This is a genomic window from Lishizhenia sp., assembly GCF_033720595.1.
GTDB lineage: Bacteria > Bacteroidota > Bacteroidia > Flavobacteriales_D > Crocinitomicaceae > Lishizhenia.
Genome location: NZ_JAWWCF010000013.1, coordinates 1 through 25,517 on the forward strand (window position 1 = coordinate 1; position 25,517 = coordinate 25,517).

Consider the following 25,517-nt stretch of genomic DNA (forward strand, 5'->3'; position numbering starts at 1 on the left):
AGGCAACCTGCTAAATATTTTGCAGGTAGAACAGATGTAAAAGGAGGCTGGCATCCAACCAATTTTATTCATAAGGAAGACGCCGTTCATTTGATTTTTCATGTAATCATGTATGAATTATACGGTGAGATTATCAATGGGGTATGCAGCAGCCATGTGCTCAAAAGAGACTACTACCCTTATGCCTTAAAAGTTTTGGGAAAGCCTGGCGTTTCATTTGATGAAAGTGATAAAAGTTCAGGAAAAATTGTTTCCAATTATAAAAGTTTGCAGTTAGGGATGTGGTATAAATATGAAAATCCCATGCAGTTTCCTGAGCTATTACTGAGTAATAAATTTGAAGACAAACCTTAGAGTTGTATAACTCAATTCACTTTCAGCTTGTTAAGAGTGTAAAGCTTTGACATATTGTTTATTTTTAATCCAATTGAGGACAACTATAAACAATAATTTAACGTTCATTTAACCGTGAAGACTATCCTAATACTAATTTTCTTACTCTTTTCGAGTCTGAGTTTTGCATCGCACATTGTGGGAGGTGAAATTTACTATGACAATTTGGGAGGGAATCAGTATAGGGTAACCATAAAGCTTTACAGAGATTGTTTCTCCACTGGAGCTCAATACGACAATCCTTTACCCCTTACCATTTTTGATGGAAATGGAAATATTATTTCCACAGTTGATGTACCCTTTCCTGGGTCGCAAGTATTACCCTTACAGTTTACCAACCCGTGTATCAATCCTCCCAATAACGTTTGTGTAGAGGAAGCGATATACCAAACGATAATTACATTACCCAATAATACTTCGGGCTTTACTCTAAGTTACCAAAGATGTTGTAGAGGACCAAACGTTGTGAATTTGCTAGTGCCAGACGATACAGGACTTACATTAACTACTGATATTCCAGCCCCGAATCTTGGAGCGCTAACAAATAGTTCACCGCGATTTAACAATTTTCCTCCTTTGGTAGTGTGTAATAACGATGAGTTGATTTTTGATCATTCAGCGACGGATCCAGATGGAGACAGCTTAGTGTATGAACTTTGTACTCCTTTTCATGGAGGAACAAGTGCTATGCCTGTTGTAAATCCTGCTTCTGCACCGCCTTATACACCAGTGAATTGGAGTGGTGGTTTTTCGGCAGCTCAACCCTTTGGAGGAAATAGCCCCATCAATTTAGATCCCGCCAGTGGTTTGTTAACCGCAAGTCCACAAAATTTAGGCTTATATGCTGTTGGTGTGTGTGCGTATGAATATAGAAATGGGGTGCTCATAGGAGTGACACGTAGAGATTTTTTGTTCAAAGTAATCAATTGTGATATAACCTTAGAGTCCATCATTACCGAACAGGAAAATACACCCGGTTTTGTTTCCTTTTGTGATGGGTTGACTTTTACTTTCGATAATCAAAGTTACGGTGGTTCTAATTATCAGTGGGATTTTGGGGTGGCAGGTACAACTACAGATCAAAGTACAGGTTTTGAACCTACATTTACTTTTCCTGCAGAGGGGATGTACGAAGTAACACTAATCGTTAATCCAGGGTGGGCCTGTTCAGATACTACAGTAGAGACCTTTTATTTTTATGAAGAAATCACAAATGAGTTTGAACAACCTGACTCTATGTGTATTACAGGGAATTTATATGATTTTGAAGGGGAGGGACAATACTCTGGTGTAGGGACGCAGTATTTATGGACCTTTGACGGTCATGCAAATGTAGATTCTGTGGAAACAGAAGATGTGTTCGGAGTAGTTTTTGATACGAGTGGATTCATTCCTATTACGTATTCAATTGAGGAAAATGGATGTACAGCAAGTTATACCGATTCTGTATTCATATTTATGGAACCTACCATAAACTTCTATATAGATCCTGCATTGCATTGTGCACCGGCACAAGTCATTTTTTATGATAGTTCAGCTGCAGATGCACCCATAGAGTATTTCTGGACTTTTGGAGATGGTGAAAGTTCAACGCATCAAAATCCCATTCATACTTATGACAACCCTGGACTCTATGATGTGAGTTTGAATATTAAAGTTACCGAAGGATGTACCGTAGATACCACCCTTACCAAATTAGCCTATATTGACGTTAAGCCTTCACCAAATTCATCGTTTTTCGTTACTCCAACGGTTACAGATATTTTTCATAATACCTTTACTTTCGAAGATTTAAGTCACCAAGGAGTAGAGCATTATTACTATTTCAATGATAGTGTGTTTACGACGAATAGATTTACCACGCATATCTATCATGAGGGTGGGTATCACAGGCCTTATCAATTGTTAATCAACGAATGGGGATGTAGGGATTCCAGTTTTGTGTCGGTTTATATTCAACCCCTTACAACGCTTTATGCACCCAATACTTTCACGCCAAATGCAAGTGGGGTAAATGATGTATTCAAGATTGTAGTGTATGATATTTCTGAATTTTCTTTACAGATTTATAATCGCTGGGGAGAATTAGTACATGAATCTTTTGATCAGAACACAGGTTGGGATGGCAGAAATTTACAAGGTAATATGGTGAAGGATGGAACTTTTACTTGGAAAGCAAGATTCACTAACTCTGATGGTGTTCGAGAAGAGCGCTTAGGTCATATTACCGTGCTCAAGTAGCTTGATTAGGTTTTGACACTCACCTTTTAGATTATCGATTGAGTATTCGTGACCAGCATTATTTTCCCTAAATGATTCACCTTTATCTTTTGATGAATTTATAACTTTCCCCATTAATGACGACAAAGTACATGCCTTTTTGGAGGGCGCTAATATCGAGGAGAAGTGTATGGTTGTTTTTGGGTTGAAAGCTTATGTTTTTCTCATTTATTCCCTGTGCATTTAATAGGGAAATTTGTTTGTTCTGAATGTCTGGTGATGTTATACTGATGAAGTTTTTCGCAGGGTTCGGATAGAGCTCTACAGTTTCTTCATTTTGAATTACATCTACTGAAGAAATTTCAAGAGGCGTTCGTTCTCCGTCTAGTGAGCTTTGCGAAAGTCTGTAATAATAAATACCCGGTGCTGAATTATCATCTGTGTAAGAATAGTACTGTGGATTAAAGTTGTTTCCGGCACTTGGGATTTTTGCAATTAACTCCCAGTTCTCTGAATCCGTTGATTTCTCAATGATGAAATGATCATTGTTCACCTCGGTTAATGTTTCCCAGTCTAACTGTATGTGTTGTTGATTAGCATTGTATGTTGTTTCAAAGTAGTTCAAACTCACCGCTAAAGGTGTCCCAACCCCGATGGAACCTACGGTAATGAATTTGGTAGAATTAGTGGGAAGAATACTGTCGTGTATATTAGCAATCGTCAGCATATTTCCATTCAACGCGAAGCTAATTCCACTCGCAGTAGAATAACTCTGGGCATTTGTAAAATCCCCATCGTCGTCTATTAGTAATCGAAGATCAGATAAAGTTACTCCACTGTTAATAGCGTAGTTAGCAAGTTCTAAATCCATACTAAAACTACCGGCAAAATTAGTGTTCTCTATTTTCCATTCTCTTTCTACTCTACTGTTGATAGAGCTAGGTTTTTCCATCATAGAATTTGTAGTGGCATAAGTTGCAGCTTGATTGTTTCCGCTAACGATATACTGAATGTTACTTGGGTTTGAGTTCGGTGTAAATGATGTTCCATTGGAAGAATTATTAGCGGCCAGCTGACCAATGTAAATTCGAAAGTCATCATTTGCCGTGTGAGATTGTTTTTGGTAAATACTCATATTCTCATCTACACCAATACCAATTACGTCATTGTAGTAATTGGCATCATATACACTATATAGATTTGTGCCATCAGAAGCTATGTAATTGAGGAGGGGAAGACCGGTATTGTATCCCGTATTATCTAAGGTAATAGCATATTTTAATGCCAAGTAACTTTCAATGGCTCTAGATTCCGTTGCGGAAAGTATTTTTTCAATTCCGATTACCTCCATGATTTTTCCTTGAAATGCGCGAATGTTATTGTTGGATAATCCACTGTTTTTACTTTGTCTTCCAATAGTAAATGGTCCTTTGGAGGCAGCGTTGGCATTTTGAACAGCAATGGCTTGAGAATTTAAATTAGGTAAAGAGATAGGAGCGGCGTCGCTGGCTAAAAATTCACCTTGATAGAAAAGGCGTTGCTCCACCCCAAATTCAATTTCATATTTTATGATAACTGCTTCGGTTCCAAAGTTATGGTTTAATCCACTTACTGCTCCTCCATTTCCTGCTGCAGTTGATGAATAGTGAATAGATGTACCCGAAGAATGTGTAAGTCCATAACCTTTATTGGCATAACTCCCAAAATCGAATACAAATGCTTCTGGTTTATTGCTTTGTTCAGGTTCTACAACTACAAAATAGGTGATGCCGTTGTTTTGACTAAAGGGATAGTTATCCCCTAAATCCAACTTGTCATTTACACCATCAAACTCAATACAAGGGTTGTAATTCACATCGGTTGCCGCTGAACTTAAATAAATAGGATTTGGATTACTCGTTAGTGAGAATAAACCTTCGGCATCCCAATGATTCATAGAATTGTCACTCCAAGATAATACAGAACTGTTATTGAAAGCTGTAAGACCAAACCAAGTGTAAACATTCTCATTAGCCCTGAACCATGTTTGACAGCTCGGCATGTAGTTCTGAGAAAAACTTGTAGCTCCTATTAGCAGTATGAGTAGCAGTGTTAATTGTTTCATTTTCATCGGTTCAAAGCATTCGTCTTTATGAACTTTAATGTGTTTTTTACCGGTAGTTGTTGAAAATGTAGGTTCCTTTTATTGGTTTCTGTTTTGTAGTTTTTTTTATTGTGTTGTACAAGCCAATTGTTCTTATTTTCAATGATATATGTTTAAATACCTTAATTAGTGATTGATCTTTAACAGGGGTAAAACCCTTGTTTGATAAAGGGGTATTTCGTCCCTTCGTCACATTTGTAGTAGTATTTCGTCACTAAATCACAGCGTTTCGTCACTGTAATGATACGAGATTTACATTGAATGACAAAATAAAATAGTTCAAAGTTGGATTGTTTTCGATGATCAAGCTCCTGTCTTTACTAGAAAGTGTAGTTAAAACGTTTTACACACTTTGTTAATTGGCATTGAAAGTTGATGAAAAGGGGAGATTTCTCCTTTGTGTTTTAAATCTTCGCAATTAGTAATGAAGAATTAGGCGGCAAATGTATCCTACAACAAATAGAAATACAGCGACGACTAGTGCTTATATTTTAGTACTTCTTCATTTTAATATTTATTTTTGTAGCCTTAAAATTCAGACGCATAGAGATGGAGTATAATTTTCAGGAGATAGAACAAAAATGGAGAAAGTTTTGGGCAGAAAACAAAACTTTCAAAACAGAGGAAAACAAGGATAAAAAGAAGTTTTACGGTCTAGACATGTTCCCTTACCCTTCTGGGGCAGGATTACATGTTGGTCACCCTCTGGGATACATTGCTTCTGATATTTTTTCTCGTTACAAGCGTTTGCAGGGGTATAATGTTTTACACCCTATGGGCTATGATTCTTTTGGATTACCGGCAGAGCAGTATGCTATTCAAACGGGTCAACACCCTGCAATTACCACAGAAGCTAATTTGAAGCGTTACCGTGAGCAGTTAGATAAAATTGGGTTTTCTTTTGACTGGGATAGAGAAGTGAGAACTTCGGATCCTTCCTATTACAAATGGACGCAATGGATTTTTAAACAATTGTTTAATGCATACTATGATTATGATGCGGATAAAGCAGTAGTCATTGATGCGTTGATTGCAAAGTTCGAGAAGGAAGGAAACACAACAGTTAATGCAGAGCACAACTGTGAAATCGAATTCACTGCTGAAGAGTGGAAAGCGTTCGATGATAAACAGCAGAGCGATATTTTGATGGATTACCGTTTGACTTACTTGGCGGATAGCTGGGTAAATTGGTGTCCGGCTTTAGGTACTGTTTTAGCCAACGATGAAATCGTAAATGGAGTTTCAGAAAGAGGTGGTCATCCCGTAGAGCAAAAGTTAATGCGTCAATGGTCTATGCGTATTAAAGCATATGCTGAGCGTTTATTAACAGGGTTGGAGAAAGTAGATTGGACAGATTCAATCAAAGATATTCAACGTAACTGGATAGGTAAAAGTACAGGTGCTTCGGTTCGTTTTGCCTTAGAAAACAGTGAGGAGAATATCGAAGTGTTTACAACACGTCCAGATACAATTTACGGAGTTTCATTCATGGTATTGGCTCCAGAGCACGATTTAGTAGCTCAAATCACAACAGAAGAATATAAAGAAAAAGTTGAGGCATACCAAAAGGCGGCTGGTTTAAAATCAGAGCGCGATAGGATGTCTGAGACGAAGAATATTAGTGGTCAGTTCACCGGAGCTTACGCGATTCATCCTTTCTCTGGAGAAAAAATTCCAGTATGGATAGGAGATTACGTATTGGCTTCTTACGGAACAGGTGCTGTAATGGCGGTTCCTTGTGGAGACCAAAGAGATTACGACTTTGCAAAGCACTTCAATATAGAAATTAAAAACATTTTTGCGGATGTTGATATTTCTGAAGGAGCTTACGCTGAAAAATCAGGTACAATCGCAAACTCGGATTTCTTATCTGGTTTAGAAGTGAAAGAAGCGATGGCTAAAGCAATAGCGGCCATTGAAGAAAAAGGATTAGGTAAAGCAAAAGTGAATTACAGGTTGAGAGATGCTGTATTCTCAAGACAACGTTACTGGGGAGAACCTTTCCCTGTTTACTATCAGAATGGAATTCCTAAAATGATAGAGGATGAGTTTTTGCCGATTACACTTCCAGAAGTAGATAAATATTTACCTACAGAAGATGGTGAGCCGCCATTAGGAAATGCAAAAACGTGGAGCTGGTGTACAAACAAAAACATTTTGAAGGATAATGAAAAGCAAAATGGTACGTGTACTTGGCCAATGGAATTGAACACTATGCCAGGTTGGGCGGGTAGTTCTTGGTACTTCTTGCGTTACATGGATCCTAAAAATGAAAACGAGTTTGTAGCCAAAGATAAAGTAGAGTACTGGCAGAATGTAGATTTATACATTGGTGGTGCCGAGCACGCAACAGGACACTTGTTATATGCACGTTTCTGGTGCAAATTCTTGCATGATTTAGGATTTGTTCCTTTTGATGAGCCTTTCCAAAAAATGATTAACCAAGGTATGATCTTGGGTAGAAGTAGTTTTGTTTACCGTATCAAGGATACAAATACTTTTGTGACCTTCGGAAAGCGTAAAGAGCACCAAACAACTAGAATTCATGTTGACATCAACATTGTTGACAATGATAAATTAGACCAAGAAGCATTTAAAAATTGGAGACCAGAATTTGCAGATGCTGAGTTCATTTTAGAAGATGATGGTTCTTACGTGTGTGGTCACGAAGTTGAAAAGATGTCAAAATCTAAATTCAACGTACAAAACCCAGACGATTTGGTAGAGAAGTACGGAGCAGATACTTTGCGTATGTACGAAATGTTCTTAGGACCAATCGACCAGGCAAAACCATGGGATACAAAAGGAATTAACGGAGTACATAACTTCTTAAGAAAGTTTTGGCGTTTGTTCCACGATGCAGATAATAATGTAGCTATCTCAGAGGGAGAAGCGGACAAAAAAGCATTGAAAACTTTACACAAGACCATTAAAAAGATTCACGAAGATTTGGAGCGTTTCTCTTTCAATACAGGAGTTTCTGCCTTTATGATTGCCGTGAATGAATTGACAGAGTTGAAGTGTAACAACAAAGAGATTTTAGAAGGTTTAACCATTTTGTTATCTCCTTATGCACCTCACATTGCTGAAGAACTTTGGACGAAATTAGGTCACGAAGCAGGAACGATTAGTTATGCGGCTTTCCCTGAATTCAAAGAAGAATATTTGGTAGAAGATGCCTTTGCTTACCCCGTAAGTTTCAATGGTAAGATGAGGTTTAAAGCTGAATTACCTACTTCTATGTCGAAAGAAGACGTGGAAAAAGAGGTGTTGGCTATGGAACAATCTCAAAAATATTTAGACGGTAAGTCGCCGAAAAAGGTAATTGTTGTTCCAGGAAGAATAGTTAATATAGTAGTGTAAATGAAAGCACTACAAATCACATGTATAATTTTCCTTTTGTTGGGGTCTTCTTGTAAAGACCCCGCTAAGGGAGATGAAAATGTGAAGTATATTGCCACCAATCTTGTTTTAGGTCATAGAGGAGGTGGTGCTCATGTAGAAGAGGGTAAGATTGAAAATACCTTAGCTTCTATTCGCAATGGCCTAAATCAACTTGACGGATGCGAAATTGACATTCAAATGAGTGAAGATGGAACCATATGGGTCTACCACGATGCCTTACTCAGTTATTTTTGCGATAGTCTAGCACATCAAATCTGTGTACCAAAAAGCAAGGATGTATATCTGCACGAGTTAAGACAATGTAGAGAAGGTATAGAAGATAGTCTGTGTACGCTAGAGGAGGTCTTTCAACTCTTGTCCCAGAGTGAGTACAGGGATAAAACGCTTTCCTTGGATATTAAGGGGTATTTTGCTGAAGCTTGTTTTGAAGGGTCAAGTGCCAATGAAGCCTACTTTGACGATATGGCTAAACACCTAGATTTCCTTTTTGAAAAATATAATATCACCCATCAACTTATTCTAGAAACTGATTACACCTATATATTGGAGCAGGTGAAAGAAGACCATCCCCAAGTGAGATGTCATTTATTGGCCTATTCAAATTTTCAAGAAAAATTGGATAAAGCAACAGAGAAGGGATTGGATGGAGTGTCTTGTAGTTTAGCAGATACAAGTTTGAATTTTAGTTTACTACAAAAGGCAAGAAAGCAGGGTATGGAAGTGCAGTTGTGGACAATTGCAGATTCTAGTGCTTTGATGAAAGCGAAGGCGTTAGAGCCTTTTGCTATTCAAGTTGACCATCCTCATTTAGTGAAATAATAGCTTGCAAAGGATATATTTTCTCTTGCTCTATCGTATAACTATTCAATAATTCATATTCAGATAAAAGCGCTTGGTAGCTATGTTTTATCTCTTGATTTTCAACTTCTTCTAATTCAAAATCACCATGGATATGGTAGAGTTTATCGTGCATGAGTAGGTAGTCTTTCCAACATACACCATAAAGGTCTCCTTTAAATGTTCCCAAATAAATAGGTTCTGAAGCACTGCATTTTTGAGAAAACTTCATGCCTGCTCCAAGCCAATTAACCATCAGGTTTTTTTTGTTGAAATCTTTGTCTATTAACTCCATCAAACTCTGTGGTATATCCCAATGCGAAATAATTTCATGAAAGGTCTTGACTTCTTTTTGCAAAGGGGAAAACACAATTAATGGGACGTTGTATAATCCGAGTACATCGGTATTGTTAAGGTTTAATACGGCATGATCACCCATTAAAATGAATACGGTGTTCTTGTAATCCTCACGTTTTTTATAGTCTTCAAAAAATGCTCTTAGTGCATCATCCGTATAACATAGAGAAGAAAGTACGTCTTTATTATATTCAACAAAACCAGAGCCGAGGTGCTCGAATTGAGTTTTGGTGCGTTCTATATAATGTGCTTTGTTTGGAATATCGAAGGGTGAATGGAGACTCAAGGTTAACCACAGATTGAAATAAGGCTGAGTATTTGTATTTTCATCCATGAACCTAAAGTACGATTGAGCCACCTTCTTATCATGCAAACCCCAAGAGAATTTCTCGGGTGTATTGTTTCCCTTGAGTTGATAATTCTTCTCCATGTATCCAAGGTCTACAATGTTTGAGAAATTCAATTTTTTAAGGAACCTTAGGTAACTATCGAAATAAGCATCTCCGCCATAAAAGAAATTGAAGTTGTAATTCCTTTTTTGTAATAAATGGGGAAGCGAAAGAAATAAGGGGTAATTCTTTAAATTAAGAAAACCGCGCTCGTATCCGTGAGGTAACCCTCCTAAAGTTGCAGCAAAAACGCCATGAGTTCGGTCTGTAATGCTTAACATGTTGGGCCAGTATAAACTTTTCTTAGCTAAGGAGTCTAAAAAAGGTGTTCCTCCTCTGTACTTCGAAGAATCTCCTATAAATTCGGATGACATACCTTCGAGGTAAATCATAACAATGTTCATAGAGTCTGTTCTGTGAATGTAGGGTTTCCATACATCATTCCTATTTGTATCCAATTTCTTGCAAAATGGAAAAGCTAGAAAAGATGAGGTTGTTTCCTGTTCAGTGTGTTCCCTATAATTCTTTATTAATGTGATGTAGTCAACGTTCGCTTGATCGTTCTTAGAGTAATGCTCTATTACACTGCTCAAAAAGTGTGTAATTTTTGAACTGTGAAGTTTTGTTTCGTAATAACTGTATTTACTGTTGTGGTGTGGGTTAACATCCATGCGAAAGATGAACAGTGCAGAAAGTATGATAAAGAAAGCCAAAGGGAAGTAATGATTTAACTTTTCTTTCTTCGAGATACTTTTAAAACTCACAACGTAAATAACTCCCGCTATTATTCCTGTTAGATAGGTAAGGCTTGACAGGCTAAATAAAACAAATTGGTCTCCCGAAATGATCAACTTTATCTCCTCCCAACTGAAGCTAAATATCGAGATGTCCAGTAAATAATGTGAGCTTAAAAAGAATTTGGTAAAAAGTGTGTTGAGTAGTATGAGTAAACTTCCAAAAATCAGGTGGAAATTATTAAATATTTTGATCGATATTTTTTTTAAAAGCAGGGATAAAGGGAATATGCTTAATCCAATTACGCCAAATAGTATAAGGTCAAACTCTATGGCGTAGCTATAACTTCTTAAAATGTTGTGGTACGTGAAACCTCTGTTAATGAGAAATAAAAATTCTACAGTGCGCGCAAAAATAAAAGCAAGAGATAAAGGAAGGAAAATCTGAAAATAGGTCTTTGAAAATTTCAGTATGTAGTTTTTAAGGGTCTTGGGCACCATAAACTAGGTGAGTTTTTTTTGCATGTTACTAACGCACAAAAATAAGATTAATTGTAGATACTTCTAAGAGCGGAAAATTTTCCCTTGAAAGGAGGGTTCGGAAATTCAACGCTTTGATACAATAGCCTGAATATGTTTCTTTTGAATTGCATAGGAACGGAAATAAATCGAAAAAGTACAAATTCCCAAAAATTGGCACATTTTTAGTAAATTCCGATTTGAATTAAAACTATTATTATGAAAAGAACCACTTTAATCGCATTAGCAGCCATTGTTCTTGCGTCGTGCTCAACATCTAATGAAGTTGTTAATAACAACCGTATTCAAAAAAGAAAATACACCAAAGGATGGCACGTTAAAAAATCAACGAAGTTTAAAAGAACCAAAGGAACTCATGAAGAGGAATTGGTTGCGAAAACTGAAAACACACCTACAACTCAAGAAGATTTTGATTTCAAATTACCCGTGAAAGAGGTTGAGTTAACTACGGATAAAACAGAAAATATAGCGTTAGAAAATTCTGAAATGACGCCAGTTGCTGAAACAAAAGTGGAAACAACAACTCCCGTTAATAACCGTGAAAAGAAACAGGTAAATGAGAAGATCAAGCCAAGCTTAAAAGACAAGTTAATTGCAAAAGCTGCTGTAAATAAAATCGAAAAAGCCTTAGCAGATAAGGATCTTCCGAAAGATGTTGCTGCCATGGATGTCAGTCAAAATAAAGAGGAGGCTAGCTCTTCTTTCACAGATGATACAGAATTGATCTTATTATATGTTTTAGCTGTATTAATTCCATTTTTAGCGGTAGGGATTGTTACGAACTGGGACATCGGTCAGGTTTTACTAAATCTTTTGCTTTGTATTTTATGTATGGTACCAGGTATCATTCACGCGATTATCGTCGTAAACAAAAATGCGTAATAGATTTATCAATTAATTAGAAAAAGGGATGTACAGAAAAATCAAGTTTGTTGTTTGGATGTGCATCCCTTTACTTTTGCTTTTTTTACCAGCCACGTATTTCGATGAGGGACAAAGTATATGTCCTTCCAAACTACTCTTCAATAAAGAATGCCCCGGTTGCGGAATAACACGTAGCGTTCAACACGCCATTCACTTAGATTTTCAAGCTTCTTGGGATTATAATAAACTCATCATAATTGTACTTCCCTTACTCCTTTTGTTTTGGCTTTACTATGCCAGGAAGTTTTATCAGTCTGCCTTCAAATAAAACCTTGTCGTTTTAAGTTTTAATTTCAATTTTTTCGTTGTAAAACTTAATGTAGACAATGCATTAATACCCAGAAAAGTCTACTTTTGCGAACCAATACTAAGAATTAAAACTCAGCTCAAATGAAAGATTTAAAAATGACCAACCGTTTGCTGTTAGTAATAGTAATCGCCTTGTGTTTTTATCTACTGAAAGTTTTGTCTTTCATTTTCGTTCCTTTGGTTTTCTCTATGTTCATTGCTTTGTTGTTTTTACCCTTAATGAGATGGTTGAGAAACAAAGGGATTCATAGAGTACTATCTATCGTAATTTCCTTGATTGTATTTGCAGGAGTAATTTACGCGGGAGTGGAAATTTTCGCTTTAGCATCACGAGAAATTAGAAATGCAGATCCAGAATTCTTTGCAAAGGCCAAAGAGAAAATAGCTTATTTAATTACTTCCGGACAAGAAATGCTAGGAATGGAAGTAAGCTCTAAAGAAGCTGCCTTGAAAGATGTAGCTGAGCAGTTCAATTTTGCAGGTAAATTGGGAGGTGCTTTTGGTGCTGTGTCTAATTTGCTTTCCATGACTTTAACAACCATTTTCTTTACGGTACTTTGGTTAGCAGAATCCATCAATGTTCAGAAGCTGCTACAGGATTTTGTAATCCGTAATGAGTTTACTTCGGTAAAGACTTTTATGAAAATAGAAAGTGAACTTATCACCTTTGTGAAAGTGAAATTCTTGGTGAGTTTGTTTACAGGTATTGGTTTTAGTTTAGCTTGTATAGCCTTTGATGTAAGTTTTCCAATTTTTTGGGGACTATTTGCTTTCCTCATCAACTTCGTACAAATGATAGGATCTATTATTTCGGTGGTTTGTTTAGCAATATTTGCTTTGGTAGAATTAGATCCAACAGGAACTTTACTTTTCTTTGTATTAGTAATAACAGGAGTACAAGCCTTGTTTGGAGGGATAATAGAACCTGTAATGATGGGGAAATCATTCTCTATAAACGTAATTGCAATTTTGGTGATGTTAATGTTCTGGGGCTTCATTTGGGGAATTCCAGGTATGATCATGTCTATCCCAATTACAGTATTCATCAAGATAATATTAGATGAATTTCCAAATACTAAAAAGATAGGAAGTTTACTTTCTGGCCCAGAGTTTAAGGCGCCCATTAAGTTGAAGAAATAAAAAAAGCCCCTCAACAGATTTGCTGCTGAGGGGCTTTTTTTGGTATTAACCTTTAATTCTTATTGGATAGAAACACGCTTGATTTTTGTTTCTCCCTTATGGATGGCAAAACCAGCCGCTATCAAATAGTCTTCAATTTCTTTTGCTGTCATTTTATATAGTTTACCTCTATCCATATCTTTATTTAAAAGCGTGTAATGTAAGTATTCGTCCTTCATCGTATAGACTTCACCACTTTTGTTTTCTAAGTGTTTTAAGAATACCGGGAATGGCGTATATAGGTAATACGTTCCCTCAACAACACTGTCTTTGTGAATTGCCGTTGTTGGTAACTGCTCTACAGAAAACTCATTTTGTACCGCAGTGTACTTTTCCCAATTTACTTGTACTCCTAAATTTTTCTCTAGGCCTTCTTTAATTTCTTGTAAGGCTGCTTTTTTGTCGGCAGAAGTCGAGTAATACACCAAATCGTATAAAGTTGAGTCTTGTACAAGATCATTAACATATACTTCAGATGGAAGCTCAAACAACACAGAAACGATCTGCGAAAGCGTAGCGCCGTGGAAGGTAACTTTGGCTGTGTCTCCTTTAAAAGAAGTTCTGTTGCCGTAATAGCGTTCTGCCAAAGAGGGTCTAAAAATATGTTGCTCATACACTGCAGGCATATTCTTATTATTCCCGTGTTCTAAAAAGTAAGCGGTGCGAATCAAAGGATCTTCTCCCGCTAAAAATCCTCGGTAGGGAAGCACACTTTCTTTTTCTTCACCCGTTGTTGCCGCTTGTTCTAACTTTCCTTTTTCCAAGATTTCAACCAATTCTTCTTTGTTTAAATGATGGGCCTGATGTATTATTTTACCTTGAGGGTCAATTACATAAACTTGAGGAATAGCTGATATTTTATAGTTTTTAAAGTCTTCTTTGCTCTCGTTTACTCCTATCCAAAAGTTGTAATCAGTATGGTTTACAAAGTTTTCCACCTTTGCCAATTTCTCTGTGCTTATGGCTAAAAACTGAACGTTTTGATCTTTAAACTCAGTATATAATTTGTCCATTTTAGGGAAAGACGCCACACATGGAGAACACCAAGTTGCCCAAAAATCTAACACTACATATTTTCCTTTTAACTGTTCCAAAGTAGGTACTACATTGTCCGCCTTATTAAAAATATGATCTACGTGTACTTCCGGTGCTGTTGCCCCTATTTCCAACTGTGCACTTGCATTGATAGCAAGGCAGATTCCTAAAATTCCTAGCAATTTTTTCATGGCTGCAAAGATGTTAAAAAAGTGGTTTTTGATAAGTAGAAAGGAGCTTGTAAAATTAGAATGACTTGTAAAGCTAAGGAGTTGGCAAACGGCCGGGCCATTCATTTTAGTCCCCAATAAATTCAGAAGTGTCACTAAACCTCAGGTCCACTTCCGTTGGTCGTACCCCTTTGGTTAAGTTCCACTACTTCATTTTTTGCGGCGCTGCCATTGCTGTCCCTGTTTGATTTTGCCCCAACAAGTAGCCTGCATTAATAGGAAATGATTAGACCAAAAAAAAGTGATACACCTTCATTGCGTATCACTTTTTAAGTTTGTTATTGTAGACTCAAGTCCCAATCTTTGAAAACAGGTTCGTAGCCTTGTTTTTTAATCACCTCTATAAAGGTTTCCGTAGATCTTTTATCGTCAATTTCAAATTGCTCCAAATTCACCTCAGGGTTAGCATAACCTCCTGGATCTGTTTTAGAATCAGCTGAAATACTGGTAACTCCGAGTTTTATAATGTTGTTTCTAAAAGTTTCGGATTCTCGGGTAGACATACTCAACTCTACCTCTTGGTTAAAGATTCTATACGCACAAATCAATTGTACCAATTCTCTATCTGTCATAACCGATTTCAATTCAATTCCACCGGCACAAGGGCGCAAACGTGGGAAAGAAATAGAGTATTTGGTCTTCCAATATGTACGCTCTAAATAGTCTAAATGTGAAGCACAGAAGAAAGTGTCTGTTCTCCAATCTTCCAAACCGAAAAGCACACCGAGTCCCATTTTATGAATTCCTGCTTTTCCTAACCTGTCGTGTGTATCTACACGGTAATCGAAGTTAGATTTTTTTCCTTTCGGGTGGTGAATTTTATAATCGTCTTTGTGGTAAGTTTCCTGGTAGACCAAAACAGTGTTTAAACCTGCAGCAATCAATTTTTCATAATCTTCTTGATCGAGCGGTTGCACTTCCATGGCAATATGAGAAAAGTAAGGTTTGATGAGTTCTATGGCATTTAAGAAATAATCAACTCCTACAGTTTTGTTAGCTTCTCCGGTAACAATCAAAATGTGATCGTAGCCCATAGATTTGATAATCTTAACCTCGGCTAAAATCTCCTCATCTGTAAGTGTTTTACGGTCGATTTTAACATCTAAACTAAATCCGCAGTAGGTACAAATGTTCTGACATTCATTGGATAAGTACATTGGAATGTACATCTGTATGGTCTTTCCAAAGCGCTCTTGGGTTAATTGCTGACTCAAGGCGGCCATTTGCTCTAAATAAGGAGCGGCTGCCGGAGAAATCAAGGCTTTGAAATCTTCCAAATCTCTTTTAGGGTTGCGCAAAGCACGTTCAACATCTGCGGCAGTTTTACCATAAATGCTGGCTTTGGTTTGGTCCCAATCTATTTTGTTTACTTCCTCTTTGAACATTTGACCTGGATTTTAAGATTAATCTTCTAAGAAACTTGTTAATGGACTACTCGCAACGGCTGTATTTTGAATACCACCCAATTTTGCTTCGTAGGCCATTCTTCCTGCTTCTACCGCTTGTTTAAAGGCAATCGCCATTTTCACAGGGTCTCCTGCAACAGCGATAGCTGTGTTTACCAATACAGCATCAGCACCTAATTCCATAGCTTCTGCTGCGTGAGAAGGAGCTCCCAAACCTGCATCAACAATTACCGGAACTCTCGATTGGTCTACGATAATTTCAATAAAATCACGCGTTCGTACCCCTTTATTAGAACCAATTGGCGCTCCCAGAGGCATAACCGCAGCTGTTCCTGCGTCCTCTAAATGTTTACACAAAACAGGGTCTGCATGAATGTAGGGCAAAACAATGAATCCTTTTTTAGCCAATTCTTCTGTAGCCTTCAAGGTTTCAATTGGGTCTGGCATTAAATACTTTGGGTCGGGGTGAATTTCTAATTTCACCAAGTTCGTTTCCAAAGCTTCTCTTGCCAATTCTGCCGCAAAAACAGCTTCTTTAGCGTTTCTTACCCCTGAAGTATTCGGTAATAAGTTGAATTGCGTATGGTTCAAATGACGTAAAATTCCGTCATTTTCATTTTGAACATCCACACGTTTTAAAGCAACCGTTACCAATTCAGAACCACTGGCCAATAAAGCTTCTTCCATTACGGCATTGCTACTAAATTTTCCAGTTCCCGTAAATAAACGCGATTGTATTTCTATGTCTCCTAATTTCATTTTCTTTCCGTTAATGGTGAAGTTTGCTTCACATTCTGTTCTACTAAATCTACAAATTTTTGAATGTGTGCCACATCAAATTTTTCATTGTGTATGCATCCAGAAATTGCAATACCGTAAACGCCAGTTTGCATGATTTGGGGAATGTCTTCCAATTCAATTCCTCCAATGGCGTAAACAGGTGTGTCTATGTTTTTCGCCTTCATGATCTGCAAGCAAGTATTATAACCTCTGCTTCCTAGAGAAGGACTTAATTTTTCTTTGTCTTTCGTGGTGGTAAAGGTGTAAGGACCTAAGCCTATGTAATCCAACAATTCTAAATTGTAGCTCAAGATATCTTCTATTGAATTGGCGGTAGCCCCTATGATTTTGTCTTCGCCTAAAAAGGTTCTTACTGTGCTGTGAGCTTCATCCTCTTTACCAACATGAGCGCCATCTACATTGTTTTTGATTGCAAAACTGTAGTGGTCGTTTACCGTAAGAACAACACCCAATGTCTTACACTTCTCTGCCAAATCGAAAAGCGTTTCTGTGAAGAAAGTTTTGTAATCTTGTTCGGGATGGCGCGCTTCGAAATGATTTTGCTTGATACGCAGTTGTATCCATTTAATACCTCCTTCAGACAAGCGATCTACCCAAGATAAATCTTGAAAATCTTCGTTGGGATGTGTAATGTATTGTATGCGCGGTAACATAATTTGCTCTTTACATTAGGAGTATTCTTCTAAAAAAGCACCGCAGCAAACTTGAGGGTCCTCAAGTACTGTTGAACTTTTTCCCTACGTCAGCCTTAACTGCCTCAGGTTCGAAGAGTATTTCTCAGAATTTTACTGAAACTCAGTAAAAGACACCCCTAAAAGTTTGATACAAAGTTAGGAGTTGTTTTGGAGATGGCAAAGCGTTGTGGGATGCAAATAGTTAAAGATGTAAGAATTTAATGTTTTGCGTAGATTGGCTAAGGAAAGAATCCCTGAAATCATGTTGAAATTCAGAAACTTGTCATTTAAAACACGCGTTTTCAATTCTTTTTCTTGGTTCCTAATAAAATCTGTAACTTTGCCCCCTCAAATACAAAGACTTTGGCAAAAATACGCGACATAGAATTAGGAGATTTCCCATTATTGTTGGCACCCATGGAGGACGTGAGTGATCCGCCCTTTAGAGCCTTGTGCAAGAAAAACGGAGCTGATTTAATGTACACAGAATTCATTTCCTCTGAAGGATTGATTCGTGATGCCGTTAAGAGTGTGAAGAAGCTGGATATTTTTGAATACGAACGTCCTGTTGGGATTCAGATATTTGGTTACGACATTGAAAGTATGAAGCGTGCTACAGAAATTACGGAGCAAACCAACCCTGATATCATTGATATTAACTACGGTTGTCCGGTAAAGAAAGTGGCGTGTAAAGGTGCAGGAGCAGGAATTTTGCAAGACATCCCCAAAATGGTTAGAATGACAGAGGAGATCGTGAAAACGACGAAGCTTCCTGTTACTGTAAAAACGCGTTTGGGTTGGGATGATAACTCTAAACACATTGTTGAAGTTGCAGAGCGTTTACAAGATGTAGGAATTGAAGCGATTTCTATTCACGGTAGAACGCGTAAGCAAATGTACAAGGGAGAAGCAGACTGGAGTTTGATTGCTGAAGTGAAAAATAACTCAAGAATGCACATTCCTGTATTTGGAAATGGAGATATAGATACGCCAGAAAAGGCAGTTGAATACAAAGATAGATACGGTGTTGATGGTATTATGATAGGTAGAGCAAGTATAGGATACCCTTGGATATTTAATGAAATAAAGCACTACCAGAAAACCGGACAACATTTGCCAAAACCTACCATTAAAGAACGTGTAGCCATAACACGTGAACACTTGGATATGAGTATCCAATGGAAGGGTGAAACTTTGGGAATAGCTGAAATGAAACGTCACTATACGAATTACTTCAAAGGAATTCCTCACTTTAAAGATTACCGTACTCGCTTGGTAACTTCTTTTAATTTGGATGAAATCAGAGCGATTTTAGATGAAGTTGAAGTGAAGTTTGCAGGGGTAGAAACCTTAGTATAATAAAATGAGGGCTTTTTTAACGAAGCCCTCATTTTATCTAATTAGCAACTACTTCAGCGAGATTCGATATTTTCTCGTCCAACTCTTCTTTAAATCTTGTGTTAATTAGTTTTCTAGCATCCGAAATTTCTTCATTTGATCTATAGTTTTTAAGTAGGTTTTCAAACAAATCAATTTTTTCTTTAATATTCCCATTCATTAAATATTCTAGGTAAAGAATGTAGAATATTTTTTGATCAGATACTTTATATATGTTCAAAGATTCATATATAGATTTGATTTCGAAATATTTCTTAACAAATTCAGGTGTTTTGGTTAAATCGAAATTTTCACTTTTAAAAATTTGAAAATAATATTTGTCAAATATTTGTTTCTTTTGGTTAGAGGCTTTTTCGGGAAAGCCTTGAATGGAAAACATAATTTGACCTAACTTTTCCATACTAATTTTGTATTTGTAATTTTTAGAAGGATTAATCCCTGTATCACCAGTTTTTCTGGCATATATTATATCTGCTGTATCTAGGAATTGCTCAATTTGTAATTGTTCTTCATTCAGAGATTTTAAATCTATGTTAGATATGGCATTTTGACTATTTGTAAATTGAGCTATTTTATTTCTTACTTTACTATCGTTAGCTGTTTTAAAAACACGCAATAACAATTGACATTGAGAAAGATACTTGGTAATATTTTCTTCATCCATTTGATTAAAATGATGAATGGTTCTTAATGATTGTCCTCCATTAACAATTTGAAAATCTTCTATTGTAATTTTAACTTTTTTATTAGCATTTGTATCCTCAGATTTAATATCTGTTGCCGTTATAGTTAAGCCATTATTGAAAAGGAAAAACTTTGTTGGCTCATCTTTTAATGTCTCAAGAATTCCATTATTGAATTTGGACTTAACTATTAACCCTCGAACATTATCGAATAGTAAGTTAAAGTCCATTTTTGTATTTGCTAATGGTGAAAAATCTTCCATTTTATAATCATCCCGGAGGCTTTTATCATTACAGGTAATCCTAATTAAGTCCGACGCTGTAATTCTGATTACATATGACTTAGAGGATGATAGACTGCTTTCTGAAAAAGGTAAAATTGAATCTTTATCAATATGCAGCGTAGAATTTATTGATTCAGGCCTTATAGACATAGATTCGGTAATGGAATCTAAACCGATTGCTATCGTTTCAAAATCATACAAATTTTTTAGTTGATTTATTTCCATAGAATCGACATTTAGCTCTTTGGATTCATTACTGATTACATATAATCTTAGTTTCCAAATTTCTCGGCCATTCAATTTTTCAATTACTCGTTTTGCAATTTTTTTAGTTTTTCCAGATAAAAGAGATAAATCACCAGCGACTATTGCATTGGTTAGTTTTGTGGATAGGAATGTTTCATTTAAATTTTGTTCCTTATTAGGATTATACTTTTCTCTAAATTTGAAATTGAAAAAATTTATGTAATTTTCTTCTTCATCTATGTGAATAGCATCGACACCATAATCCTCTTCTCCCTTGTTAAAAACGAATTGGTTAAATTCTTTATCTGTAATTAGGTTTACAATTTCTGAAATGTCTTTTATATTTAATACAGATTCTAACATTAAAAGATAAAATCCAATTCTATCTTTATGAATATCTGTTGGGGGCTCAATATTTTTATCAAGAACATGCTCTAGAATATCAAAGTAAGATCTACATTTTATATTCAATAATTTAAAGTCATTAATGTTTGCCATTTATCTGGTTTAAGGTTAAAATGAAATTTATCCTCTTTTTTATATCTTTAAAGAGAATAAGGGATAATAATAACAATAAAATATCAATTGTATCCAAAAAGGGATAGCAGCGGCACTTTTTAAGATAGAAAGACAAATGAAATTTAATAGAGAAGGGCGCCCACGGGTAGCCCTTTTGTATTTTAGTTGAATGTCTTTTTAGTTTGAAAACTATAGCGGAAAGCCCGGTGAAAAACTGCGTTTTTTATTTTGCCTCCATCCATTCATCGTACCACATTTGGAACATCAATAAATACCACATTTTAAAATCGAGTTCTTTTTTACCCGCGTAGAAATTGCGTTTTAGTTTTTCTATTGCGCTCCAATTGAAGAAGCCTTGTTGGGTAATTTTTTCTTCAGAGATAAAATGATTGACGTGCTCCTTTAATTCTTTCCACATCCATTCTGCAATGGGAATGGCAAAACCTTGCTTGGGTCTTTCCATCATTTCCCTAGGAATATGGTCGTGTACGATTTCTCTTAAAATGTGCTTTTTGACACCCTTGTGGTATTTAAAATCATCTGGTAATTGGGCCGCATATTCTGCTATTCTATGGTCTAACAAAGGTTCTCTTCCTTCTATGCTGGCAAACATGGTAGCTCTATCTACTTTTGTAAGTATGTCGTCTAACATATAAGTATTGAAGTCTATGGCTTGCATGTAGGCCAAGGGCGAGAAGTGTTCCTTTTTCAAGGCCTTGCTCGTATAAAGCGTGTCCAAAGTAGTCACTCTTTCTTTTAAAAGTTGTTGTACTTGGTCGTCTGTAAATTGCTGACTCAAACTTAGCATGATAGACTCCGCATCCGGGTTCTTCAATATCCCTTTCATCTTTTCATAACGGTTATGAAAGTTGTACTTGTGTTTAAGCACAGGGATGGCGTTGGAGGGAATAAGATCCATGATGTTGGCCATGGTTTTACCAGCAAAGCGGGGTAGCTTCTCCAATTTAGGAAGCATTTTCAAAAGGTAATCGTAGCGGTTGTAGCCTGCGAAAATTTCGTCACCTCCATCTGCACTTAAGGCTACCGTAACATGTTCGCTGGCCATTTTACTGACCAACATTGTAGGCAAAGCGCTACTGTCTGCAAAAGGCTCATCGTAATGATAGGGTAATTTGTGAATTAACTCCAAGGCTTCGTTGGCGGTGCATTGGAATTCGTAATGGTCTGTACCCAGATGGTTGGCAACTTCTTTGGCATAAGGAGCTTCGTTGAGGCCTATGTCAGGTACACCTATGGTGAAAGTTTTCAGCTGCTGACTATTGTTGGCTTGTAAAATCGAAGTCACCGCGGCCGAATCATAACCACCGCTCAAGAAAATTCCCACGGGAACATCGGCGCGCATTCTATATTGAAAAGAAGAGGTTAACAGCGCTTTTGTTTCCTCCTTCGCTTGTTTAAAGCTTATGTTTTTCTTGGGTTGATTGTAATAGTTGTAAATGTCCCAATACTTCTTTTGTTCTATTTTTTTTGTTGCTAAGTCGAGGTATAAATACTCACCTGCTCCTAATTTTCTTACCTTTTTAAAAATTGAATGAGGCGAAGGGATATTTCCATACTGCATAAAAGCAGCCAGTGCATTGGTGTCTATTTCCTTTTCAAATAGGGGGTGTTGGTGAAAAGCTTTCAGTTCTGAAGCAAGTAGCATGAGTCCATCTTTCTCATAAATGAAAAAGGGTTTTACTCCAGCTCTATCTCTGGCGGCAAAGATTTTATTTTGTTTTTCATCGAAGACTACAAAAGAAAACATTCCGATAAACTTCTCGAGACATTTTGCACCCCACTCTTCGTAAGCATGTAATAAGGTTTCGGTGTCAGAATGTGATCTAAAGCTATGGCCTAGTACTGTCAATTCTTTATTGATTTCCTCGAAATTATAAATCTCCCCGTTGAAAATCACTCGCAAATGTTGGTGCTGCATGGGTTGTTTTCCAGCCTCAGAAAGATCTAGAATGGACAATCTTTTATGTCCCAAACCCAGGCTGAAATTCCCTTTTTGAATGAGCTCAAAACCTTCTCCGTCCGGACCGCGATGGTGGAGGGTACGGGTCATGGCTTGAAGGGTGTTCAAGTCTGTTTTTTGAGAATAATCTATAAAAGCTGCGAAACCACACATATGAGGGTAAATATAGGGGATGGTGATGAAAATGTTAGGAATCGCATAGATTTTTCGCCGAAAATTGAAATTTCTACAGACTCCCAGCTTACAATCCGTTAAATTTCATCTGCTTTCCACATTTATCCAAGGAGATAGACTTCTCACTTCATTTTTATGACTTATCTTTGCAAATTGTTAAAAACGACTAATACATAATTGTATTTAAAAGATTATCAAATGAGTGTTATTGAACTTTCAGATCAAGAGATTCAGCGTAGAGAAACGTTGAATAAATTGAGGGATTTAGGGATCAACCCATATCCTGCAGCACTGTACCCTGTTACGCACAAATCTGCTCAGATTAAGGAAAACTATACTGAGGGAGAAAAGGTTGTAATTGCGGGTAGATTAATGCGTCGAAAGGTTCAAGGAAAGGCCTCTTTTGGTGAACTTCAAGATGCAGATGGAAGAATTCAAGTGTACTTTAACCGTGATGAAATTTGTCCGGGAGAAGATAAAAGCTTGTACAACGATGTGTTTAAGAAATTACTAGACCTTGGTGACTTCGTAGGAGTTGAAGGTGAGGTGTTTAAAACGCAAGTTGGTGAAACAACGGTTATGGTAAAGAACTTTACTTTGTTAAGTAAATCTTTAAAACCATTACCACTTCCAAAAACGGATGCAGATGGAAAGGTACACGATGCGTTTACAGATCCTGAATTGCGTTACCGTCAGCGTTACGTTGATTTAACGGTAAATCCACAAGTAAAAGAAATTTTCGTGAAGCGTACAAAGTTGTTTACGGCGATGCGTAATTTCTTTAACGATGCAGGATATATGGAGGTTGAAACTCCAGTTTTACAGTCTATCCCTGGTGGAGCGGCGGCAAGACCATTTATTACGCACCACAATGCATTGGATATTCCTTTGTACATGCGTATTGCCAATGAGTTGTACTTAAAGCGTTTGATTTGTGGTGGATTTGACGGGGTGTATGAGTTCTCTAAAAACTTCAGAAATGAAGGGATGGACAGAACACACAACCCAGAGTTTACAGCCATGGAAATCTACGTTTCTTACAAAGATTACAACTGGATGATGGATTTCACAGAGCGTTTATTAGAGCACTGTGCAATGGAAGTAAACGGAACAACAGAAGCTACATTTGGAGAGCATAAAATAGATTTCAAAGCGCCGTATAAGCGTGTTACTATGCGTCAGTCTATTATTGACTTTACAGGTTTCGACATCAAAGGTAAAACGGAAGATGAATTAAGAGAAGCGTGTAAATCAATGGGAATAGCTGTTGACGATACGATGGGTGTTGGTAAATTGATCGATGAGATTTTCGGAGAGAAATGTGAAGGAAACTACATCCAACCAACTTTCATTACAGACTACCCGAAAGAGATGTCGCCATTGTGTAAAGAACACAGAGAAGACCCAAGTCTTACAGAGCGTTTTGAGTTAATGGTTTGTGGTAAAGAAATTGCAAATGCTTACTCAGAGTTGAACGATCCTATCGATCAAAGAGAACGTTTCGAAGACCAAGTTCGTTTGGCACAAAAAGGAGATGACGAAGCAACAGAGCTTATCGATCAAGATTTCTTAAGAGCCTTGGAATACGGTATGCCACCAACATCTGGTTTAGGTATTGGTATGGACAGATTAATCATGTTCTTAACCAATAATCCAGCAATTCAGGAAGTATTGTTCTTCCCGCAAATGAGACCTGAGGTTTTTGGAGCAAAGAAAGGTCCTGAGTTGAATGAAAACGAAAAGTTGATTTTTGACTTACTTGCGAAACAGCAAAAAATGGACTTAAACGTATTGAAAGAACAAGCTGGTTTATCTAACAAGCAGTGGGATAAAGGAGTGAAAGGTTTGGCAAAACACGGTTTAACTAAAGTAACGAAGGAAGAAGATCAATTGACAATCGAATTGGTATAATCCTCAAGATAAAGAAGAGAAAGTCCGATGCCTTTGGTGTCGGACTTTTTTTATGGCTCATATTTTGGCAAACGGCCGGGCTAATCATTATAGTCCCCAAGAGCTCGTTTAAGTCGCAATATGTGCTACCCTCACTTCCTCCGGTCGTAATTGTAGCACTTTGCTTACTAAAAACAAGCTATTGGGGAGCTGCCATTTTTATCCCTGTTTGGGGTTGAAAAGATGCTGTTCTGTATGGGAATTGAAATCTTATAGTAAAACTAGAGAATAAGCTACCTGCGAGAATCCACATTTTTTTATTGGGGAAGTGGCTTTACTTTTACAAATAAGAAACCTAAAAAAACCTAATCATGAAAAAGCTAAACATTCTTATCATTACCATTTTTTCTTGCTTATTAGTTGGTTGTGGAACTACGCCAGAATTCAATAAAAGAAAATATACCAAGGGTAAATTCCGTATTCATCATAAACTAAAGAAATACAGAGCTTCCTCTGAATTGCAAGAAGAAAAGGAAGGCGCTGAAAAACAAATTCAAGAAAGTCAAAATCGCAAGAAAGAACAGCAAGATTCATTGCACGATCCAGGAAGGAACTTAGTTCTCCGGTTTCTGAAACATCCGAAAGTAAGGAGGAAGTAGAGCTTCCAAAGGAAATTTATACAGAGGAGGATGGAAAGATGAATATGTCTGAGGTTAGGGCAAATATAGCACTCATACTTACCACTATTTCGTTATTGTGCTTGTAT

At 37.0% G+C, this 25,517-nt stretch carries 17 protein-coding genes, 1 pseudogene and 1 riboswitch; of the genes and pseudogenes, 10 read left to right on the top strand and 8 right to left on the bottom strand.

Features of this window, described 5'->3' with window-relative positions; translation table 11 throughout:
• Both R3333_RS01850 and R3333_RS01855 read left to right on the top strand, forming a co-directional pair.
• Nucleotides 1-354 (top strand): annotated as a pseudogene (locus R3333_RS01850) (hypothetical protein); the annotation flags it as partial.
• Nucleotides 355-468: 114 nt separating this feature from the next.
• Nucleotides 469-2,634 carry a PKD domain-containing protein gene (locus tag R3333_RS01855; protein WP_318956874.1) on the top strand — a complete coding sequence of 722 codons (2,166 nt, stop codon included), beginning with the start codon at nucleotides 469-471 and terminating at the stop codon, nucleotides 2,632-2,634.
• An 82-nt stretch (nucleotides 2,635-2,716) separates the two neighbouring features.
• Here the strand turns inward: R3333_RS01855 and R3333_RS01860 are convergent, their stop codons facing one another.
• Nucleotides 2,717-4,717, bottom strand: a complete 2,001-nt coding sequence (locus R3333_RS01860; protein WP_318956875.1) for a T9SS type A sorting domain-containing protein — start codon at nucleotides 4,715-4,717, stop codon at nucleotides 2,717-2,719.
• A gap of 588 nt (nucleotides 4,718-5,305) precedes the next feature.
• On the opposite strand from R3333_RS01860, the gene leuS reads away from it, so the two are divergent.
• Both leuS and R3333_RS01870 read left to right on the top strand, forming a co-directional pair.
• A complete protein-coding gene (leuS, locus tag R3333_RS01865; protein WP_318956876.1) occupies nucleotides 5,306-8,119 on the top strand; it encodes a leucine--tRNA ligase in 2,814 nt (937 codons plus the stop codon).
• Nucleotides 8,120-8,980, top strand: coding sequence for a glycerophosphodiester phosphodiesterase (locus tag R3333_RS01870; protein WP_318956877.1), 861 nt, complete (start codon nucleotides 8,120-8,122; stop codon nucleotides 8,978-8,980).
• Here the strand turns inward: R3333_RS01870 and R3333_RS01875 are convergent.
• The gene (locus R3333_RS01875) at nucleotides 8,946-10,508 is read right to left on the bottom strand and encodes an LTA synthase family protein (RefSeq protein ID WP_318956878.1); all 1,563 of its coding nucleotides are present in this window, start codon (nucleotides 10,506-10,508) and stop codon (nucleotides 8,946-8,948) included. The two genes, R3333_RS01870 and R3333_RS01875, sit on opposite strands and share 35 nt — an antisense overlap.
• A 708-nt stretch (nucleotides 10,509-11,216) precedes the next feature.
• Here R3333_RS01875 and R3333_RS01880 point away from each other — a divergent pair.
• From R3333_RS01880 to R3333_RS01885, 3 genes are all read left to right on the top strand, one after another.
• Nucleotides 11,217-11,900: a YqaE/Pmp3 family membrane protein gene (locus R3333_RS01880; RefSeq protein WP_318956879.1), complete on the top strand. Its 684-nt coding sequence runs from the start codon at nucleotides 11,217-11,219 to the stop codon at nucleotides 11,898-11,900.
• Between the two features lie 58 nt (nucleotides 11,901-11,958).
• On the top strand, nucleotides 11,959-12,210 hold the full coding sequence (locus R3333_RS14635; RefSeq protein WP_413468664.1) for a DUF2752 domain-containing protein: 252 nt from the start codon (nucleotides 11,959-11,961) through the stop codon (nucleotides 12,208-12,210).
• Between the two features lie 122 nt (nucleotides 12,211-12,332).
• Complete coding sequence (locus tag R3333_RS01885; RefSeq protein ID WP_318956880.1) at nucleotides 12,333-13,391, top strand: AI-2E family transporter; 1,059 nt, start codon at nucleotides 12,333-12,335, stop codon at nucleotides 13,389-13,391.
• Between the two features lie 59 nt (nucleotides 13,392-13,450).
• On the opposite strand, the gene R3333_RS01890 is transcribed toward R3333_RS01885, so the two are convergent.
• The 4 genes from R3333_RS01890 to R3333_RS01905 form a co-directional block, all read right to left on the bottom strand.
• Entirely contained in the window at nucleotides 13,451-14,656 is a 1,206-nt protein-coding gene (locus tag R3333_RS01890; RefSeq protein ID WP_318956881.1) for a redoxin domain-containing protein, read from the bottom strand.
• A 317-nt stretch (nucleotides 14,657-14,973) separates the two neighbouring features.
• Entirely contained in the window at nucleotides 14,974-16,080 is a 1,107-nt protein-coding gene (thiH, locus tag R3333_RS01895) for a 2-iminoacetate synthase ThiH (RefSeq protein ID WP_318956882.1), read from the bottom strand.
• A gap of 18 nt (nucleotides 16,081-16,098) precedes the next feature.
• Nucleotides 16,099-16,860, bottom strand: coding sequence for a thiazole synthase (locus tag R3333_RS01900; RefSeq protein ID WP_318956883.1), 762 nt, complete (start codon nucleotides 16,858-16,860; stop codon nucleotides 16,099-16,101).
• A complete protein-coding gene (locus R3333_RS01905) occupies nucleotides 16,857-17,555 on the bottom strand; it encodes a thiamine phosphate synthase (protein ID WP_318956884.1) in 699 nt (232 codons plus the stop codon). Before R3333_RS01905 ends, R3333_RS01900 begins: the two co-directional genes overlap by 4 nt.
• 64 nt (nucleotides 17,556-17,619) lie before the next feature.
• Nucleotides 17,620-17,725, bottom strand: a riboswitch (TPP riboswitch).
• A gap of 214 nt (nucleotides 17,726-17,939) precedes the next feature.
• Between R3333_RS01905 and dusB the strand changes: the two genes are divergently transcribed.
• Nucleotides 17,940-18,935, top strand: a complete 996-nt coding sequence (dusB, locus tag R3333_RS01910) for a tRNA dihydrouridine synthase DusB (protein WP_318956885.1) — start codon at nucleotides 17,940-17,942, stop codon at nucleotides 18,933-18,935.
• A 37-nt stretch (nucleotides 18,936-18,972) separates the two neighbouring features.
• Here dusB and R3333_RS01915 read toward each other — a convergent pair whose 3' ends face one another.
• The gene (locus R3333_RS01915) at nucleotides 18,973-20,685 is read right to left on the bottom strand and encodes an AIPR family protein (protein ID WP_318956886.1); all 1,713 of its coding nucleotides are present in this window, start codon (nucleotides 20,683-20,685) and stop codon (nucleotides 18,973-18,975) included.
• 244 nt (nucleotides 20,686-20,929) lie between these two features.
• Nucleotides 20,930-22,840, bottom strand: a complete 1,911-nt coding sequence (gene asnB / locus R3333_RS01920; RefSeq protein ID WP_318956887.1) for an asparagine synthase (glutamine-hydrolyzing) — start codon at nucleotides 22,838-22,840, stop codon at nucleotides 20,930-20,932.
• Nucleotides 22,841-23,068: 228 nt separating this feature from the next.
• On the opposite strand from asnB, the gene lysS reads away from it, so the two are divergent.
• Together lysS and R3333_RS01930 are read left to right on the top strand one after the other, a co-directional pair.
• Nucleotides 23,069-24,772 (top strand): lysine--tRNA ligase, encoded by a 1,704-nt coding sequence (gene lysS / locus R3333_RS01925; RefSeq protein ID WP_413468665.1) that lies wholly within the window; start codon nucleotides 23,069-23,071, stop codon nucleotides 24,770-24,772.
• A gap of 350 nt (nucleotides 24,773-25,122) precedes the next feature.
• Nucleotides 25,123-25,410: a hypothetical protein gene (locus R3333_RS01930; protein WP_318956889.1), complete on the top strand. Its 288-nt coding sequence runs from the start codon at nucleotides 25,123-25,125 to the stop codon at nucleotides 25,408-25,410.
• Nucleotides 25,411-25,517: the final 107 nt, after the last annotated feature.

Excerpts from the sequence above, each read along its gene's own strand:
- R3333_RS01860 (WP_318956875.1), bottom strand. The coding sequence starts at position 4,717 with ATGAAACAATTAACACTGCTACTCATACTGCTAATAGGAGCTACAAGT.
- leuS (WP_318956876.1), top strand. The coding sequence starts at position 5,306 with ATGGAGTATAATTTTCAGGAGATAGAACAAAAATGGAGAAAGTTTTGG.
- R3333_RS01870 (WP_318956877.1), top strand. The coding sequence starts at position 8,120 with ATGAAAGCACTACAAATCACATGTATAATTTTCCTTTTGTTGGGGTCT.
- R3333_RS01880 (WP_318956879.1), top strand. The coding sequence starts at position 11,217 with ATGAAAAGAACCACTTTAATCGCATTAGCAGCCATTGTTCTTGCGTCG.
- R3333_RS14635 (WP_413468664.1), top strand. The coding sequence starts at position 11,959 with ATGTGCATCCCTTTACTTTTGCTTTTTTTACCAGCCACGTATTTCGAT.
- R3333_RS01885 (WP_318956880.1), top strand. The coding sequence starts at position 12,333 with ATGAAAGATTTAAAAATGACCAACCGTTTGCTGTTAGTAATAGTAATC.
- R3333_RS01890 (WP_318956881.1), bottom strand. The coding sequence starts at position 14,656 with ATGAAAAAATTGCTAGGAATTTTAGGAATCTGCCTTGCTATCAATGCA.
- thiH (WP_318956882.1), bottom strand. The coding sequence starts at position 16,080 with ATGTTCAAAGAGGAAGTAAACAAAATAGATTGGGACCAAACCAAAGCC.
- R3333_RS01900 (WP_318956883.1), bottom strand. The coding sequence starts at position 16,860 with ATGAAATTAGGAGACATAGAAATACAATCGCGTTTATTTACGGGAACT.
- R3333_RS01905 (WP_318956884.1), bottom strand. The coding sequence starts at position 17,555 with ATGTTACCGCGCATACAATACATTACACATCCCAACGAAGATTTTCAA.
- R3333_RS01915 (WP_318956886.1), bottom strand. The coding sequence starts at position 20,685 with ATGGCAAACATTAATGACTTTAAATTATTGAATATAAAATGTAGATCT.
- asnB (WP_318956887.1), bottom strand. The coding sequence starts at position 22,840 with ATGTGTGGTTTCGCAGCTTTTATAGATTATTCTCAAAAAACAGACTTG.
- R3333_RS01930 (WP_318956889.1), top strand. The coding sequence starts at position 25,123 with ATGAAAAAGCTAAACATTCTTATCATTACCATTTTTTCTTGCTTATTA.